The sequence below is a fragment of the Serratia sp. CY38905 genome, from assembly GCF_052168875.1.
GTDB classification, from domain to species: Bacteria; Pseudomonadota; Gammaproteobacteria; order Enterobacterales; family Enterobacteriaceae; genus Serratia; species Serratia sarumanii.
The window spans coordinates 82,213-99,591 of record NZ_JBJNLV010000012.1 but is presented as its reverse complement, the minus strand read 5'-3'; the positions used below and the strand labels follow the sequence as shown (position 1 = coordinate 99,591).

Here is a 17,379-nt window from a genome sequence, read left to right as displayed (position 1 = left end):
AGCGCCAGCATAGCACGATTTGAACAACGGGGAACTAGCGGTTATTTGAGCAATTCTATTGATTTACGCGCCGCCTGCGCCAAATCAAGAAAAGCGCCCCCGCCGGAAAAGCGGGGGCGCGATACCATCAGCTGCGCAGGCCGCGGCCGCGCTCGATCAGGTACCAGGAAAGCAGGTAAAACACCGCGATAAACGCCAGCAGCACCGCCATGGTGAACGCCAGCGGCACGTCGTTGATGCCGAGGAAACCGTAGCGGAAACCGCTGATCATATAGACGATGGGGTTCAGCTTGGACACCGCCTGCCAGAATGGCGGCAGCAGCGACAGCGAGTAGAACACCCCGCCCAGGTAGGTCAGCGGCGTCAGCACGAAGGTCGGGATCAGGCTGATATCGTCGAAGGTGGTGGCGAACACCGCATTGATCAGCCCCGCCAGCGAGAACAGGATCGCCGTCAGCAGCAGCGTCAGCGCAATCACCCACCAAGCGTGTACCTGCAGCGGCACAAAGAACAGCGAGATGATGGTCACCAGCACGCCGACGCAGATGCCGCGCGCCACGCCGCCGCCGACATAGCCGGCGATCACCACGTGGGTCGGCACCGGCGCCACCAGCAGCTCCTCAATGTTGCGCTGGAATTTGGCGCTGAAGAACGACGAGGCGACGTTGGCATAGGAGTTGGTGATCACCGCCATCATGATAAGGCCGGGCACGATGAACTGCATGTAGCTGAAGCCGTGCATATCGCCGATGCGCGAGCCGATCAGATTGCCGAAGATGATGAAGTACAGCGTCATGGTGATCACCGGCGGCACCAGGGTCTGGATCCAGATGCGCGCGAACCGGTTCACCTCTTTGGCCCAGATGCTCTGCAAGGCCACCCAATACAAACGCGTCATGCTTTTTCTCCATTGCCGTTAACCAGGGTGACAAACAGTTCTTCCAGGCGGTTCGCCTTGTTGCGCATGCTCAGCACCTGCACGCCCTGCGCGCTCAGTTGGGTGAACAGGCCGTTCAGCCCCTGCTCGCGCATCACTTCCACTTCCAGCGTCGAGGTATCCGTCAGGCGGCTGTGGTAACCGTCCAGCTTCGGCAACGGGCTCTTCGCCGCCAAATCGAGGATGAAGGTTTCCGACTTCAGCTTGGCCAGCAGCCCCTTCATCGAGGTGTTTTCCACCAGTTCTCCGTTCTGGATGATGCCGATGTTGCGGCACAGCATCTCCGCCTCTTCCAGATAGTGGGTGGTGAGGATGATGGTGGTGCCCTGGGCGTTCAGCTCTTTCAGGAAGCCCCACATCGAGCGACGCAGCTCGATATCCACCCCGGCGGTCGGCTCATCGAGGATCAGCAGCTTCGGCTGATGCATCAACGCGCGGGCGATCATCAGGCGGCGCTTCATGCCGCCGGACAGCATGCGGGCGCGCTCGTTGCGCTTGCCCCACAGATCCAGCTGATTGAGGTATTTTTCGGCGCGCGCCATCGCTTCACGCCGCGTGACGCCGTAGTAACCCGCCTGGTTCACCACGATCTGCAACACGGTCTCGAACGGGTTGAAGTTGAACTCTTGCGGCACCAGGCCGAGCTGGCGCTTGGCGTTGACGATGTCTTTATCGATGTCGTAACCGAACACCCGCACGCTGCCGGCCGTTTTGTTCACCAGCGAGCTGATGATGCCGATGGTGGTGGATTTTCCGGCGCCGTTTGGCCCCAGCAGGGCATAAAAATCCCCCGCTTCGACGCTCAGGTCGATACCGCGCAGCGCCTTGACGCCACCGGCGTAAGTCTTGGTCAGCTGCGCTAATTCCAGTGCATAATTCATATGTAAAATAGTACCTTATGACGATGAGTATGCCGCCGCGCCCCTGTTTGCGAGGCTTGAAACACTAACGATAATCCTAGCATCGGCGACGTTTCCACTGAGTCGAATCCGTGCGGAAAATGAGGCTGCACCACTGTTCCGATTTCCAAATTGTGACGCTTACCCTATATTACCCCAACGCAATCTGTCCGTTACGGGTCAATCACCTCCATGAAAGAAATCGAAGAGCTTATCGCCAACAACCAGGCCTGGTCGGCCAACATCAGCCAGGAAGACCCGGAATTTTTTGAACGTTTAGCCCAGGCGCAAAAGCCCCGCTTCTTATGGATTGGTTGCTCTGACAGCCGCGTTCCCGCAGAACGCCTGACCGGCCTCGAGCCGGGTGAACTGTTCGTCCATCGCAACGTGGCGAACCTCGTTATCCACACCGATCTTAACTGCCTGTCGGTGGTGCAGTATGCGGTAGATGTGCTGGAAGTCGAACACATCATCATTTGCGGCCACCTGGGCTGCGGCGGCGTGCAGGCGGCGGTGGAAAACCCGGAGCTGGGGTTGATCGACAACTGGCTGCTGCACATTCGCGATCTGTGGTACAAGCACAGCTCGCTGCTGGGCGAGCTGCCGCCGGAGCAGCGTTTCGACATGCTGTGCGAGATCAACGTCATTGAGCAGGTATACAACCTGGGCCACTCCACCATCATGCAGTCCGCGTGGAAGCGCGGCCAGAAGGTGATGATCCACGGTTGGGTGTACGGCATTCAGGACGGCCGCCTGCGCGATATGGAAGTGCTGGCGACCAGCCGCGAGAGCCTGGAGATGGGCTACCGCAAAGCGATAGCCAAACTGAAGCAGGATAAAGGCATATAACCCCGCCGCGGGCGCGGCTGGCCGCGCCCCACATTAATTACTCGTCCAGCAGCACCACTTTGCCGACGTACGGCAGGTGACGGTAGCGCTGAGCGTAGTCGATGCCATACCCCACCACGAACTCATCCGGGATCGAGAAGCCGACATATTCGACCGGCACCTGCACTTCACGGCGCTCAGGCTTGTCCAGCAAGGTGCAAATCGCCAGCGATTTCGGCCCGCGCAGCGCCAAAATCTCGCGCACTTTGTTCAGCGTGTTGCCGGAATCGATGATGTCTTCCACGATCAGCACGTCTTTGCCGCGAATGTCTTCGTCCAGATCCTTGAGGATCTTCACGTCGCGAGTAGTGGACATGCCGCTGCCGTAGCTGGAGGCGGTCATAAAGTCGACTTCGTGCGGCACGTCGATCGCGCGGCAGAGATCGGCCATGAACATGAAGGAGCCGCGCAGCAGCCCGACCAGCACCATGTCGCTGCCGCTGTCGCGGTAATGTTCGGTGATCTGGCGGCCAAGTTCGGCGATACGGGTCTTAACTTCCTGCTCGGAAATCATTACGTCTACAGTGTGTTTCATAGTATTCAGGTCAGTTGCCGGAAGAAAGGCGCAGAGTTTAGCATAGCCTTTCGCCGGTGGCGACGCGAGCGCGCCGCCACCTGAGCGACGGGCCGCGATCATTCGCCGACGGTGAAACCCATCATCATGCCGGTATCTTCGTGCTCCAGCAGGTGGCAGTGGGCCATGTACGCATGTTCGCTGCTGGCCGGATGGTCGAAGCGCACCAGCACTTCGCTGCGCCACCCTTCGACGCGCACCGTGTCCTTCCAGCCGCTGCGATGCGCCGCCGGCGGTTTGCCATTTTCCGACAGGATACGGAACTGGGTGCCGTGAATATGGAACGGGTGCAACATCATGTCGCCCTCGCCGGAAATGGTCCACTTCTCATACTGGCCCCGTTTGGCGGCGAACATCGGCTTGGTCATGTCGAAGGCCTTGCCGTTGATCATGTTGCCGTGGCTGAAGTCGAACGGTTTGGCTTTACCCTGCGCGCCGCCGTGATCCATCCCGGCCATACTGCCATGATCCATGCCCTTCATGTTGCCATGGTCCATGCCCTGCATGCCGCCCTTTTCCATGCCTTTCATGTTGCCGTGGTCCATGCCTTTCATGTCTCCATCGCCCATCGCGCCATGATTCATGCTCATGCCGGCCATCGCCTGGTGACCATAACGATCCATCAGCGCCTGCATGCCGAGCATATCCAGCTGCGGATCCATCATCAGCTGCAGCCAACGCTCCTGGATACCGGTGGTAGCGGGTAATGTCGGCAGCTTCACCAGGCTGTCCGGCATGGTTTTGATGCCCTGCGCCAGCGACGGCTGAATGTGCAACACCGGCAGCGGTTGATCGAACGGCGCCAGCGTCATACCCATCTGCTTCACCGGCAGCGTCACGATGTCGAACGCTTTCCCGTCGGAGGCATCCACCAGCACTTCAAAACGTTCGCCCATCAGCATCGGCAGCTCGGTCAGTTTCACCGGCTCCGCCAGGAAACCGCCGTCGCTGGCGATGACATACAGCGGACGGTTGTCACTGGCCGCCAGATTCAGCGAGCGGGCGTTGCAGCCGTTGAGGAAGCGCAGACGCAGCCAGCCGCGCGGCGCCAAATGTTGCGGATACTGCGCGCCGTTGGTGAACATGCGATCGCCAAACCAGCCCACCGCCGCGCTCATCACGTCCAGGCGGTATTCGATTTGTGCGTCTTTGCCCAACCGCTTATCTTGCAGGATCACCGGAATATCATCCTGCCCCCAGGTTTTCGGCAGCGGCAGTTTGGCGCTCTCCTCATCTTCCAGCAGCACCAGCCCCGCCAGCCCCATCATCACCTGGCTGCCGGTTTTACCGTGGGTATGCGGGTGGAACCAGCAGGTGGCCGCCGGTTGATCGACGGTGAAATTCACCGTGCGCGTCGCGCCGGGATGGATCAATGCCTGCGGGCCGCCATCGACGTCGCCGGGAATTTCCAGGCCGTGCCAGTGGACGGTGCTGGCCTCCGCCAGGCCGTTTTTGATATCGACCGTCACCGGCTGGCCACGCTGCAGCTGCACCGCCGGCCCGAGCAGCGCGCCGTTGAATCCCCAGGTTTTGGTGGCGGCGCCGGGCAACCAGCGGGTTTCCCCCGCCTGCAGCGCCAGCGCAATTTTTCCCTGCGCGTCCGGCGTCAACAACGGCGGCACCGGCAGGGCCGGCCGATCGGCCGCCCAGGCGGCCCGGCTCCATAACGGCAATGTGCTCGCAGCGCCCAGTGCGGCGGTTAATTTAATAAAATCACGGCGTAACATCGCTGACTCCCTTTTCTCAGTGACATAACTCAATGCCGCCAGCCTAAACCTTCCCCCTGGCGGAAGGTCAAGCCTTTCCTGGCGGTATTTTAAGCTATGCCTCACAATCAAGAGAATATGGCTGGCAAACGCAACGCCGGCCCGGCAGCAATAAAATTTGGTGCCTTTACAGGCAAGTGTGGTAACGTCAGCAAACGACAAACAGGCCTATTTCATGATGAAAAAAACAACGTTATCGATGCTGTTGCTGGCGATGCTGGGCTTCTCCAACGCCAGTCTGGCGCTGAATGAATCCGAGGCGGAAGATCTGGCCGATCTGACGGCGGTATTTATTTATTTGAAAAATGATTGCGGCTACAACGATTTGCCAAACGCGCAAATCAAACGCGCCATCGTCTATTTCGCGCAACAAAACCGTTGGGATTTGAGCAACTACAACAGCTTCAATATGAAGGCGCTGGGCGAAGACAGCTATCGCGATCTTAGCGGCATCGCCATTCCAACGCCCAAGAAGTGCAAATCGCTGGCGCGCGATTCTTTGAGCCTGCTGGCCTACGCCAACTAATTCCTTCCCCTTTCCCGCCCGCCTAACGCTCTCTCTGTCTGAAATTCAACCGTGCATCGCCAGGCAGAGTTAGCTATGATGTTGCGCCGATTTTTCATGGCTGTTATTACGGAGTTTCCCGCACATGACCCAGAAAGAAATTTGGTACGAAACGCTGCATACGGGCTTCGGCCAGTATTTCTCGGTAGAGAAGGTGCTGTACCGCGAGAAGACCGATCACCAGGATCTGGTGATCTTCGAGAACCCGGTGCTGGGGCGCGTGATGGCGCTCGACGGCGTGGTGCAAACCACCGAGCGTGACGAGTTCATCTATCACGAAATGCTGACCCACGTGCCGCTGCTGGCGCACGGCGCGGCGAAGAAAGTGCTGATCATCGGCGGCGGCGACGGCGGCATGCTGCGCGAAGTCAGCCGGCACCCTGGCGTGGAGCAGATCACCATGGTCGAGATCGACGCCGGTGTCGTCGAGTTCTGCCGCCAGTACCTGCCCAACCACAGCGCCGGCGCCTATGACGATCCGCGCTTCAAGCTGGTGATCGACGACGGCGTCAACTTCGTGAACCAAACCGACGAAACCTTCGATGTGATCATCTCCGACTGCACCGATCCGATCGGCCCCGGCGAAAGCCTGTTCACTTCGGCGTTTTATGAAGGCTGCGCCCGCTGCCTGAATGAGGGCGGCATTTTCGTCGCGCAGAACGGCGTCTGCTTCCTGCAACAGGACGAGGCGGTCAACAGCCACGCCAAACTGAGCCGCTACTTTACCGACGTCAGCTTCTATCAGGCGGCGATCCCGACCTATTACGGCGGCATCATGACCTTTGCCTGGGCGAGCCAGAACCCGGCGCTGCGCCAGCGCGATCTGCCTACTCTGCAACAGCGCTTTAACCAAAGCGGCCTACACTGTCGTTATTACAACCCGGCAATTCACGTCGGCAGTTTTGCCCTGCCGCAATATTTGCTCAATGCCCTGAACGTAACACGTTAAGCGAGAAGATAAAGGAGGTGGCCCAAATTGCATAAGCTAAAACTGCACGGCTTCAACAACCTGACCAAGAGCCTGAGTTTTTGTATTTACGATATTTGTTACGCCAAGACCGCGGACGACCGCGACGGCTATATCGCCTACATTGACGAACAATATAACGCCAACCGGCTGACCGAGATCCTGAGCGAAACCTGCTCGATCATCGGCGCCAATATTCTGAACATCGCGCGTCAGGACTACGAGCCGCAGGGCGCCAGCGTCACCATCCTGGTCAGCGAAGAGCCGATCGATCCGAAAGACGTCGATACGTCGGAGCATCCCGGCCCGCTGCCGAACACGGTCGTTGCGCACCTGGACAAGAGCCATATCTGCGTACACACCTACCCGGAAAGCCATCCGGAAGGCGGGCTATGCACCTTTCGCGCCGATATCGAGGTTTCGACCTGCGGCGTCATTTCGCCCCTCAAGGCGCTGAACTACTTAATTCACCAGCTGGAATCCGACATCGTCACCATGGACTATCGCGTGCGCGGTTTTACCCGCGACGTGAACGGCGTGAAACATTACATCGATCATGAGATCAATTCGATCCAGAACTTTATGTCGGAAGACATCAAGGCGCTGTATCACATGATGGACGTGAACGTTTACCAGGAAAATATCTTCCATACCAAGATGTTGCTGAAAGATTTCGATCTGAAGCACTACCTGTTCAACGCGGAACCGGAGGCGCTGAGCGCCGCCGAACGCAAGCAGATCACCGATCTGTTATGGAAAGAGATGCAGGAAATCTATTACGGCCGCAATATTCCGCATCTGTGATGGAAAGGGCGCGGCACGCCGCGCCCTGATGCTTAGTATTTCAGCATGAAAGAACGATAGGCCTTCAACACCAGCAGGAAGTCCTCAACGCCGCAGAATGAGAGGCTTTCTTCGTCGTAGTAATTCATCCCCTCTTCCATTTCATCGCCCTCGAACTCCAGCTGATTGGCGCGGATCATCACTTCTTCACCATCCATCAGCAGCGTATATTCATGGCCTTCCAGCTGCCATTGACGTTCACTGCCTTTGACCTCGGCCGCACCGGCTTCAATCCGGTCCAGCAGGTTGAAATCGCCTTTGACTTCTTCGTTGATCCAGTGGCCAATCGCTTCATGCCCCATCGAAAATCTGACGATCACCTGACCGGTGACGTCACGCAGAAATTCGTAATCCATAGCATGCCCTCCTGAGCCCTTTTTCTTAGTGTAAACATAAATGGCGGACTAACTCAGTGAGCGCTCGCAAAGTTGGCAACTGAGCAAAATAAAACGGGAGGCCAAGGCCTCCCGTTAAACAGTTGCGCAATATAGCGGCTTACACGGCGGTTTGGAAGATCACGCCGTCGGCTTTTTCGGTGTACTGCCCCAGCTGGTCAAAGTTCAGGTAGCGGTAGGTATCCGCCGCCGTCTTGTCGACCTGCGCCATATAGGTCTGGTACTCGTCCGGCGTCGGCAGGCGGCCCAGCAGGGACGCAACCGCAGCCAGTTCGGCAGACGCCAGATAGACGTTGGCGCCGGTACCCAGACGGTTCGGGAAGTTACGGGTCGAGGTGGAGACCACCGTCGCACCGTCCGCCACGCGCGCCTGGTTGCCCATGCACAGCGAGCAGCCCGGGATCTCGATACGCGCGCCGCTTTTGCCGAAGACGCTGTAGTAGCCTTCTTCGGTCAGCTGAGCCGCGTCCATCTTGGTTGGCGGCGCCACCCACAGACGGGTTGGCAGCTGGCCCTTGTGCTGATCCAGCAGCTTGCCGGCCGCGCGGAAGTGGCCGATGTTGGTCATGCAAGACCCGATGAACACTTCATCGATTTTGCTGTTGGCCACGTCGGACAGCAGGCGCGCATCGTCAGGATCGTTCGGCGCGCACAGGATCGGCTCTTTGATCTCGTTCAGATCGATGTCGATCACCGCCGCGTATTCCGCATCCGCATCGCCTTCCAGCAGTTGCGGATCCGCCAGCCATTTTTCCATGCCCTGAATACGGCGCTCCAGCGTACGGCGGTCACCGTAGCCTTCGGAGATCATCCACTTCAGCAGCACGATGTTGGAGTTCAGGTACTCTTCGATCGGCGCCTTGTCCAGCTTGATGGTACAACCGGCGGCGGAACGTTCGGCGGACGCATCGGTCAGCTCAAACGCCTGCTCGACCTTCAGATCCGGCAGGCCTTCGATCTCCAGGATGCGGCCGGAGAAGATGTTTTTCTTGCCCTTCTTCTCGACGGTCAGCAAGCCTTGCTGGATCGCGTAGTAAGGGATGGCGTGCACCAGATCGCGCAGGGTGATACCCGGCTGCATTTTGCCTTTGAAGCGCACCAGCACCGACTCAGGCATATCCAGCGGCATTACGCCGGTCGCGGCGGCAAACGCCACCAGGCCGGAACCGGCCGGGAAGGAGATGCCGATCGGGAAGCGGGTGTGGGAATCGCCGCCGGTGCCGACGGTGTCAGGCAGCAGCATGCGGTTCAGCCAGGAGTGGATCACGCCGTCGCCCGGACGCAGCGAGACGCCGCCGCGGTTCATGATGAAGTCAGGCAGCGTGTGGTGCGTGGTCACGTCGACCGGTTTCGGGTACGCGGCGGTGTGGCAGAATGACTGCATGACCAGATCGGCGGAGAAGCCGAGGCAGGCCAGGTCTTTCAGCTCATCGCGGGTCATCGGGCCGGTGGTGTCCTGAGAACCGACGGAGGTCATCTTCGGTTCGCAGTATTCGCCAGGGCGAATGCCGGCGACGCCGCAGGCGCGGCCGACCATTTTCTGCGCCAGCGAGAAGCCTTTGCTGCTGGCGGCGACCGGCTTGGCGATACGGAACACATCGCTGTGCGGCAGACCCAGCGCTTCGCGCGCCTTGGTGGTCAGGCCGCGGCCGATGATCAGCGGGATACGGCCGCCGGCGCGCACTTCATCCAGCAGCACGTCGGTTTTCAGCTCGAAGTTGGCGATCAGCGCGCCGGTTTCGTGGTTGCGCACTTCACCTTTGTATGGGTAAACGTCGATCACGTCGCCCATGTTCAGCTCGGACACGTCCACTTCGATCGGCAAGGCGCCGGCATCTTCCATGGTGTTGAAGAAGATAGGCGCAATCTTGCCGCCCAGCACCACGCCGCCGCCGCGCTTGTTCGGCACGTGCGGGATGTCGTCGCCCATAAACCACAGCACGGAGTTGGTGGCGGATTTACGGGAAGAACCGGTGCCGACCACGTCGCCGACGTAGGCCAGCGGGAAGCCTTTTTTGTTCAGCAGCTCGATCTGTTTGATCGGGCCGACGCTGCCCGGCTGATCCGGCACGATGCCTTCACGTTCGTTTTTCAGCATCGCCAGCGCGTGCAGCGGGATATCCGGGCGCGACCAGGCGTCCGGCGCCGGAGAAAGGTCATCGGTGTTGGTTTCGCCGGTGACTTTGAACACGGTGACGGTGATCTTTTCCGCCAGCTCAGGGCGCGACAGGTACCATTCGGCGTCGGCCCAGGACTGCATGATCTGCTTGGCGTGCGGGTTACCGGCCTTGGCCTTCTCTTCCACGTCGTAGAAGTTGTCGAACATCAGCAGCGTGTGGGACAGCGCTTTCGCGGCGATAGGCGCCAGCGTTTCGTTATCCAGCGCTTCGATCAGCGGGTGAATGTTATAGCCGCCCTGCATGGTGCCTAACAGTTCAATGGCTTTCTCGGGGGTAACCAGGGGGGATGTCGCTTCACCTTTGGCGATGGCCGCCAGGAAACCTGCTTTGACGTAGGCGGCTTCGTCGACGCCCGGTGGAACACGGTTAATCAGCAGGTCTAACAGGAATTCTTCTTCGCCTTTTGGCGGATTCTTCAGTAGTTCGACCAGCGCGGCCATTTGGGTGGCGTCTAGCGGCTTAGGGGCGATGCCCTCAGCAGCACGCTCGGCTACGTGCTTACGGTATTCTTCTAGCACGACGTTCTCCTCGCTCTCATTGTCATTTATTGTGCCTGGCGTATATGCAAACCGGGTTTATACCCTTGGGGTTTCACTCTGTGGCTAGGCGATCGGCCCGTAAAGGCCCCGAAACGGTGATTGGGGCAAACAGACACGGTCAAACAGCGTTACAGCATGAAAGACTGATGGGTAGAGCGCACGGCGATATTGATGCCATCTATCCTGACGGGGCACTGCTGTCGATGTCCTGGACTGTAAGGTACAGTGCCCGGTTCCGCTCAGCCAGCATATCAGGATTTGAAACGGTTGTTAATTCGTTCACATAAAAGCAACATTAAATCTTTGCTGAATCGTTGAGCGCAGCGTAATCGGCTGCCGGACTAGCAGGGCATTATATCCATATAATTAGAATGGATATAAGCAGGAGGATCGGAATTTGGCGCAGCGGCCACAAAAATACCGCTTTCTGAGTTTGAGCAAAAAAAACGGCTCCTTGTCAGGAGCCGCTTGTTAACCGGTCAAACCAGCAGAATTACTTCTTCTTGGCTTTCGGGTTAGGCAGGTCGGTGATGCTGCCTTCGTAGATCTCCGCCGCCAGGCCCACGGATTCGTGCAGGGTCGGGTGAGCGTGGATGGTCAGCGCGATGTCTTCCGCGTCGCAGCCCATCTCGATAGCCAGACCGATTTCACCCAGCAGCTCGCCGCCGTTGGTGCCGACAATCGCGCCACCGATGATGCGGTGAGTTTCTTTGTCGAAGATCAGTTTGGTCATGCCGTCTGCACAGTCGGAAGCGATCGCACGGCCGGAAGCCGCCCACGGGAAGGTGGAGGTTTCGTAGCTGATGCCTTTCTCTTTCGCTTCTTTCTCGGTCAGACCCACCCATGCCACTTCCGGCTCGGTGTAAGCGATGGATGGGATCACTTTCGGATCGAAGTAGTGCTTCATGCCGGCGATAACTTCTGCGGCAACGTGGCCTTCGTGCACGCCTTTGTGCGCCAGCATCGGCTGACCGACGATGTCGCCGATAGCGAAGATGTGCGGCACGTTGGTGCGCAGCTGTTTGTCGACGTTGATGAAGCCACGCTCGTCAACTTCAACACCGGCTTTGCCGGCATCCAGCAGTTTGCCGTTCGGCACGCGGCCGATCGCCACCAGCACCGCGTCGTAACGCTGTGGTTCTGCCGGCGCTTTTTTACCTTCCATCGTGACGTAGATGCCGTCTTCTTTGGCTTCTACCGCGGTCACTTTGGTTTCCAGCATCAGGTTGAACTGCTTGCTGATACGTTTGGTGAAGACTTTCACCACGTCTTTATCTGCCGCCGGGATAACCTGATCGAACATCTCAACGACGTCGATCTGTGAACCCAGCGCATGGTATACGGTGCCCATTTCCAGGCCGATGATGCCGCCGCCCATAACCAGCAGACGCTCTGGGACGGTTTTCAGCTCCAGCGCATCGGTGGAATCCCACACGCGTGGATCTTCATGAGGAATGAATGGCAGTTGGATCGGGCGAGAACCTGCAGCGATGATGGCGTTGTCGAAGTTGATGGTGGTTGGGCCGTTTTCGCCTTCAACAACCAGGGTGTTAGCGCCGGTGAACTTGCCCAGGCCGTTGACCACTTTCACTTTACGGCCTTTCGCCATGCCAGCCAGACCGCCGGTCAGCTGAGTGATGACTTTTTCTTTCCAGACGCGCACTTTGTCGATGTCGGTTTTCGGCTCGCCGAAAACGATGCCGTGTTCGGCCAGCGCTTTGGCTTCTTCGATCACTTTGGCAACGTGCAGCAGTGCTTTGGAAGGGATACATCCCACGTTCAGGCAAACCCCGCCCAGAGTGGAATAACGTTCAACCAGAACGGTTTCAAGACCTAAGTCAGCGCAACGAAAGGCTGCAGAGTAACCTGCCGGGCCCGCCCCAAGTACCACGACCTGAGTTTTAATTTCAGTACTCATCATGACCTCTTAATTGATTGTCCGGCGGGTCAGACGTCATTTTTATTGCTAATCGATCTCATAACGCCCTTCATCCACCGGGACGCTTACACCGCGAGCAGTTTACAGAATTGTTAATAATCTGCAAAGCGTGTTCGAGTGACCCGTGTCTCAACAATTTTGTCGAGTTATGCAAAATCCGACAAAACTGCTACAGAATCGTCAGGGGCGCAGCATGCTGCGCCCCTTTTGCATTACATCACCAGACGGCGAATGTCGGACAACATGTTGTTGATGATGGTGATGAAGCGCGCACCATCGGCACCGTCGATAACGCGGTGGTCGAAGGACAGCGACATCGGCATCATCAGGCGCGGCATGAACTCTTTACCGTTCCAGACCGGCTCCATCGCAGACTTGGAGACGCCCAGGATAGCCACTTCCGGCGCGTTGACGATCGGCGCGAAGTGGGTCGTCCCGATGCCGCCCAGGCTGGAGATGGTGAAGCAGCCGCCCTGCATCTCGCCCGCGGTCAGCTTGCCGTCGCGCGCTTTCTTGGAGATGGTCATCAGTTCGCGAGACAGCTCGGTGATGCTCTTCTTGTTCACGTCCTTGAACACCGGAACCACCAGGCCGTTCGGGGTATCTACCGCCACGCCGATGTTGATGTATTTCTTCAGCGTCAGCTTCTGACCGTCTTCGGACAGCGAGCTGTTGAAGCGCGGCATCTGCTCCAGAGCGGCAGCAACGGCTTTCATGATGAACACGACAGGCGTGAACTTCACGTCCAGCTTGCGCTTGGCCGCTTCTTCGTTCTGCTGTTTGCGGAACGCTTCCAGATCGGTGATGTCGGTTTTGTCGAAGTGAGTCACGTGCGGGATCATCACCCAGTTGCGGCTCAGGTTCGCGCCAGAGATCTTCTGGATGCGGCCCATTTCGACTTCTTCGATCTCGCCGAACTTGCTGAAGTCCACTTTCGGCCATGGCAGCATGCCTGGCAGACCGCCGCCGGCAGCGGCCGGGGCCGCTTCAGCGCGTTTCACCGCGTCTTTCACGTAAGCCTGAACGTCTTCGCGCAGGATGCGGCCTTTACGACCGGTGCCTTTCACTTTCGCCAGGTTAACGCCGAATTCACGCGCCAGACGACGAATAACCGGGGTCGCGTGCACGTATGCCGCGTTCTCGGCGAACTCGCCTTTGTCGTCAGCTTTCGCAGCCGGAGCAGCGGCTTTAGCGGCGGCCGGCGCCGGCGCAGCTTCCGCTTTAGCGGCAGGCGCGGCGGCAGCGGCAGCGGCAGGCGCAGCGCCTTCCACTTCGAACACCATGATCAGGGAGCCGGTTTTCACTTTGTCGCCGGTCGCGATCTTGATCTCTTTCACGGTACCCGCGAACGGTGCAGGCACTTCCATGGAGGCCTTGTCGCCTTCCACGGTGATCAGAGACTGCTCGGCGGCAACCTTGTCGCCCACCTTAACCATCACTTCGGTCACTTCGACTTCGTCGCCGCCGATATCCGGCACGGCGACGTCTTTGGCCGCAGAGGCCGCAGGCGCTGCAGCGGCGGCAGGAGCTTCAACCGCAGCCGGGGCCGCAGCGGAAGCGGCGCCGGCCACTTCGAACACCATGATCAGGGAGCCGGTTTTCACTTTGTCGCCGGTCGCGATCTTGATCTCTTTCACGGTGCCCGCGAACGGCGCAGGGACTTCCATGGAAGCCTTGTCGCCTTCCACGGTGATCAGGGACTGCTCGGCTTCCACCTTGTCGCCCACTTTCACCAGGATCTCGGTCACTTCGACTTCGTCGGCGCCGATGTCCGGCACGGCAACGTCTTTGGCCGCAGCGGCGGCCGGGGCAGCTGCTGCTGCTGCCGGTTTTTCTTCCGCTTTCGCCGCCGGTGCAGCTTCCGCTGCGCCTGCCGCTTCGAAGATCATGATCAGTTTGCCGGTTTCGGTTTTATCGCCGACCGCCACTTTGATCTCTTTCACCACGCCCGCCTGCGGGGATGGCACTTCCATGGAAGCCTTGTCGCCTTCCACGGTGATCAGCGATTGTTCCGCTTCAACTTTATCGCCGACCTTCACCAGAATCTCGGTGATTTCGACTTCATCTGCACCGATGTCCGGTACGTTGATTTCGATAGACATTATTCAGTACCTCTTAGGCCAGACGCGGGTTAACTTTTTCCGGGTTGATGTCGAATTTCTTGATTGCATCGGCAACCACAGAAGCTTCGATCTCACCGCGTTTAGCCAGTTCACCCAGAGCAGCAACCACCACGTAGGATGCATCGACTTCGAAGTGGTGACGCAGGTTTTCGCGGCTGTCCGAACGACCGAAGCCGTCGGTGCCCAGTACGCGATAGTCGCTGGCCGGCACATAAGTACGAACCTGTTCGGCGAACAGTTTCATATAGTCGGTAGAAGCTACCGCCGGCGCGTCGCTCATCACCTGAGCGATGTAAGGCACGCGTGGCGTTTCGGTTGGGTGCAGCATGTTCCAGCGCTCGCAGTCCTGGCCGTCGCGCGCCAGTTCGGTGAACGAGGTCACGCTGTAGGTGTCGGAACCCACGCCGTAGTCCTTCGCCAGGATCTGCGCAGCTTCGCGCACGTGGCGCAGGATGGCGCCGGAGCCCAGCAGCTGTACCTTGCCTTTGCTGCCTTCCAGCGTTTCCAGCTTGTAGATACCCTTGCGGATACCTTCTTCCGCACCCTGCGGCATCGCAGGCATGTGGTAGTTTTCGTTCAGCGTGGTCAGGTAGTAGTACACGTTTTCCGGGTTGTCGCCATACATGCGCACCAGACCGTCGTGCATGATCACCGCCACTTCGTACGCGTAAGCCGGATCGTAAGAGATGCAGTTAGGGATGGTCAGAGACTGAATGTGGCTGTGGCCATCTTCGTGCTGCAGACCTTCGCCGTTCAGGGTAGTACGGCCCGAGGTCCCGCCGATCAGGAAGCCGCGCGCCTGTTGGTCGCCCGCTGCCCAGCACAGGTCGCCGATACGTTGGAAACCGAACATCGAGTAGTAGATGTAGAACGGAATCATCGGCAGATCGTTGGTGCTGTAGGAAGTCGCTGCGGCCAGCCAGGAAGAGGCTGCGCCCAGTTCGTTGATGCCTTCCTGCAGGATTTGGCCTTTCTCGTCTTCTTTGTAGTAAGCAACCTGTTCACGGTCCTGCGGGGTGTACTGCTGGCCGTTCGGGCTGTAGATACCGATCTGACGGAACAGACCTTCCATACCGAAGGTACGCGCTTCGTCGGCGATGATTGGCACCAGGCGATCTTTGATCGACTTGTTCTTCAGCATCACGTTCAGGGCACGCACGAAGGCGATAGTGGTGGAGATCTCTTTGTTCTGCTCTTCCAGCAGCGAGCTGAAATCTTCCAGCGCCGGCATTTCCAGCTTCTGGGTGAACTCCGGCAGACGCGTCGGCACGTAGCCTTTCAGCGCCTGGCGACGTTCGTGCAGGTATTTGTACTCTTCGGAATCTTTCTCGAAGGTGATGTACGGCAGTTTTTCGATGTCGGCATCGGCAACCGGCACGTTGAAACGATCGCGGAAGTGGTGAACCCCTTCCATGTTCATTTTCTTCACCTGGTGAGCGATGTTTTTACCTTCCGCGGTTTCACCCATGCCGTAACCTTTGATGGTGTGGGCCAGGATAACGGTCGGTTTGCCTTTGGTGTCCTGCGCTTTTTTCAGTGCAGCGAAGATTTTCTTCGGATCGTGACCACCACGGTTCAGCGCCCAGATTTCGTCGTCGGTCATGTCTTTGACCAGCGCCGCGGTTTCCGGGTAACGGCCGAAGAAGTGCTCGCGCACGTAAGCGCCGTCTTTGGATTTGAAGGTCTGGTAGTCGCCGTCCAGGGTCTCGTTCATCAGCTGAACCAGTTTACCGCTGGTGTCTTTACGCAGCAGTTCGTCCCAACGGCCGCCCCAGATCACTTTCAGCACCTGCCAGCCTGCGCCGGAGAAGATGCCTTCCAGTTCGTTGATGATCTTGCCGTTGCCGGTGACCGGGCCGTCCAGGCGCTGCAGGTTGCAGTTGATGACGAACACCAGGTTGTCCAGCTTCTCGCGGGTCGCGATGGTGATGGCGCCTTTGGATTCCGGCTCATCCATCTCGCCGTCGCCCAGGAAGGCGTAAACGGTCTGCTCAGAGGTGTCTTTCAGGCCGCGGTGTTCCAGGTATTTCAGGAACTTCGCCTGATAGATGGCGCTGATTGGGCCCAGGCCCATGGAAACGGTCGGGAACTGCCAGAATTCCGGCATCAGCTTAGGATGCGGGTAAGAGGACAGGCCTTTGCCGTGCACTTCCTGACGGAAGTTGTTCATTTGTTCTTCGGTCAGGCGGCCTTCAAGGAAGGCACGCGCGTAAACGCCCGGAGAGATGTGGCCCTGGAAGTACACCAGGTCGCCGCCGTCTTTCTCGTTGCGTGCGCGGAAGAAGTGGTTAAAGCAGACTTCATAGAAGGTCGCGGAAGACTGGAAGGAAGCCATGTGGCCGCCCAGCTCCAGGTCTTTTTTGGATGCGCGAAGAACGGTCATGATCGCGTTCCAACGGATCGCTGAGCGAATGCGGCGTTCCAGATCCAGGTTGCCTGGGTAGGCCGGTTCGTCTTCTACCGCGATGGTGTTGACGTAGTTGTGCGCTGCAGCACCGGCCGCAACGTTAACGCCGCCTTTGCGGGCTTCTCCCAATACCTGATCAATCAGAAACTGAGCTCGCTCAACACCCTCTTCACGGATGACCGATTCGATCGCCTGCAGCCAGTCGCGGGTTTCGATCGGATCCACGTCATTGTTTAAACGTTCTGACATGGTGGTATTCCTTATCTGTCTAATGGTTTGTTTGGAGCCTGTCTTCCTGTGCTCTGTGCAAAAACACACGAAGACAGGCCCATCAGTTTAGTTGCCGCTTAAGTACTT

Annotated in this window: 13 protein-coding genes; 4 read left to right on the top strand and 9 right to left on the bottom strand. The window is 58.4% G+C overall.

Features of this window, described 5'->3' with window-relative positions:
* Nucleotides 1–127: 127 nt before the first annotated feature.
* Nucleotides 128–898 (bottom strand): ABC transporter permease, encoded by a 771-nt coding sequence (locus tag ACJ8MK_RS21035; RefSeq protein WP_033635921.1) that lies wholly within the window; start codon nucleotides 896–898, stop codon nucleotides 128–130.
* Nucleotides 895–1,818 carry an ABC transporter ATP-binding protein gene (locus ACJ8MK_RS21030; RefSeq protein WP_033635922.1) on the bottom strand — a complete coding sequence of 308 codons (924 nt, stop codon included), beginning with the start codon at nucleotides 1,816–1,818 and terminating at the stop codon, nucleotides 895–897. Before ACJ8MK_RS21030 ends, ACJ8MK_RS21035 begins: the two co-directional genes overlap by 4 nt.
* A 210-nt stretch (nucleotides 1,819–2,028) precedes the next feature.
* Between ACJ8MK_RS21030 and can the strand changes: the two genes are divergently transcribed.
* Nucleotides 2,029–2,685, top strand: coding sequence for a carbonate dehydratase (gene can, locus ACJ8MK_RS21025; RefSeq protein ID WP_033635923.1), 657 nt, complete (start codon nucleotides 2,029–2,031; stop codon nucleotides 2,683–2,685).
* A 37-nt stretch (nucleotides 2,686–2,722) separates the two neighbouring features.
* Here can and hpt read toward each other — a convergent pair whose 3' ends face one another.
* Both hpt and cueO read right to left on the bottom strand, forming a co-directional pair.
* On the bottom strand, nucleotides 2,723–3,259 hold the full coding sequence (gene hpt / locus ACJ8MK_RS21020) for a hypoxanthine phosphoribosyltransferase (RefSeq protein ID WP_048234659.1): 537 nt from the start codon (nucleotides 3,257–3,259) through the stop codon (nucleotides 2,723–2,725).
* A 98-nt stretch (nucleotides 3,260–3,357) separates the two neighbouring features.
* On the bottom strand, nucleotides 3,358–5,025 hold the full coding sequence (cueO, locus tag ACJ8MK_RS21015; RefSeq protein WP_442518037.1) for a multicopper oxidase CueO: 1,668 nt from the start codon (nucleotides 5,023–5,025) through the stop codon (nucleotides 3,358–3,360).
* Nucleotides 5,026–5,242: 217 nt separating this feature from the next.
* Between cueO and ACJ8MK_RS21010 the strand changes: the two genes are divergently transcribed.
* The 3 genes from ACJ8MK_RS21010 to speD all read left to right on the top strand — a co-directional run bounded on the left by ACJ8MK_RS21010 (nucleotide 5,243) and on the right by speD (nucleotide 7,400).
* Nucleotides 5,243–5,590: a YacC family pilotin-like protein gene (locus tag ACJ8MK_RS21010; protein ID WP_004937515.1), complete on the top strand. Its 348-nt coding sequence runs from the start codon at nucleotides 5,243–5,245 to the stop codon at nucleotides 5,588–5,590.
* 124 nt (nucleotides 5,591–5,714) lie between these two features.
* Nucleotides 5,715–6,578: a polyamine aminopropyltransferase gene (gene speE / locus ACJ8MK_RS21005; RefSeq protein WP_041036651.1), complete on the top strand. Its 864-nt coding sequence runs from the start codon at nucleotides 5,715–5,717 to the stop codon at nucleotides 6,576–6,578.
* A 27-nt stretch (nucleotides 6,579–6,605) separates the two neighbouring features.
* On the top strand, nucleotides 6,606–7,400 hold the full coding sequence (speD, locus tag ACJ8MK_RS21000) for an adenosylmethionine decarboxylase (RefSeq protein ID WP_004937510.1): 795 nt from the start codon (nucleotides 6,606–6,608) through the stop codon (nucleotides 7,398–7,400).
* A gap of 32 nt (nucleotides 7,401–7,432) precedes the next feature.
* Here speD and yacL read toward each other — a convergent pair whose 3' ends face one another.
* The 5 genes from yacL to aceE all read right to left on the bottom strand — a co-directional run bounded on the left by yacL (nucleotide 7,433) and on the right by aceE (nucleotide 17,271).
* Nucleotides 7,433–7,795, bottom strand: coding sequence for a protein YacL (gene yacL / locus ACJ8MK_RS20995; RefSeq protein WP_004937507.1), 363 nt, complete (start codon nucleotides 7,793–7,795; stop codon nucleotides 7,433–7,435).
* A gap of 139 nt (nucleotides 7,796–7,934) precedes the next feature.
* The gene (acnB, locus tag ACJ8MK_RS20990) at nucleotides 7,935–10,532 is read right to left on the bottom strand and encodes a bifunctional aconitate hydratase 2/2-methylisocitrate dehydratase (RefSeq protein ID WP_033635927.1); all 2,598 of its coding nucleotides are present in this window, start codon (nucleotides 10,530–10,532) and stop codon (nucleotides 7,935–7,937) included.
* A gap of 514 nt (nucleotides 10,533–11,046) precedes the next feature.
* Entirely contained in the window at nucleotides 11,047–12,471 is a 1,425-nt protein-coding gene (gene lpdA / locus ACJ8MK_RS20985) for a dihydrolipoyl dehydrogenase (protein WP_004937500.1), read from the bottom strand.
* A 233-nt stretch (nucleotides 12,472–12,704) separates the two neighbouring features.
* Nucleotides 12,705–14,594: a pyruvate dehydrogenase complex dihydrolipoyllysine-residue acetyltransferase gene (aceF, locus tag ACJ8MK_RS20980; RefSeq protein WP_060706827.1), complete on the bottom strand. Its 1,890-nt coding sequence runs from the start codon at nucleotides 14,592–14,594 to the stop codon at nucleotides 12,705–12,707.
* A gap of 13 nt (nucleotides 14,595–14,607) precedes the next feature.
* Nucleotides 14,608–17,271, bottom strand: a complete 2,664-nt coding sequence (aceE, locus tag ACJ8MK_RS20975) for a pyruvate dehydrogenase (acetyl-transferring), homodimeric type (RefSeq protein WP_039567225.1) — start codon at nucleotides 17,269–17,271, stop codon at nucleotides 14,608–14,610.
* Nucleotides 17,272–17,379 lie beyond the last annotated feature (108 nt).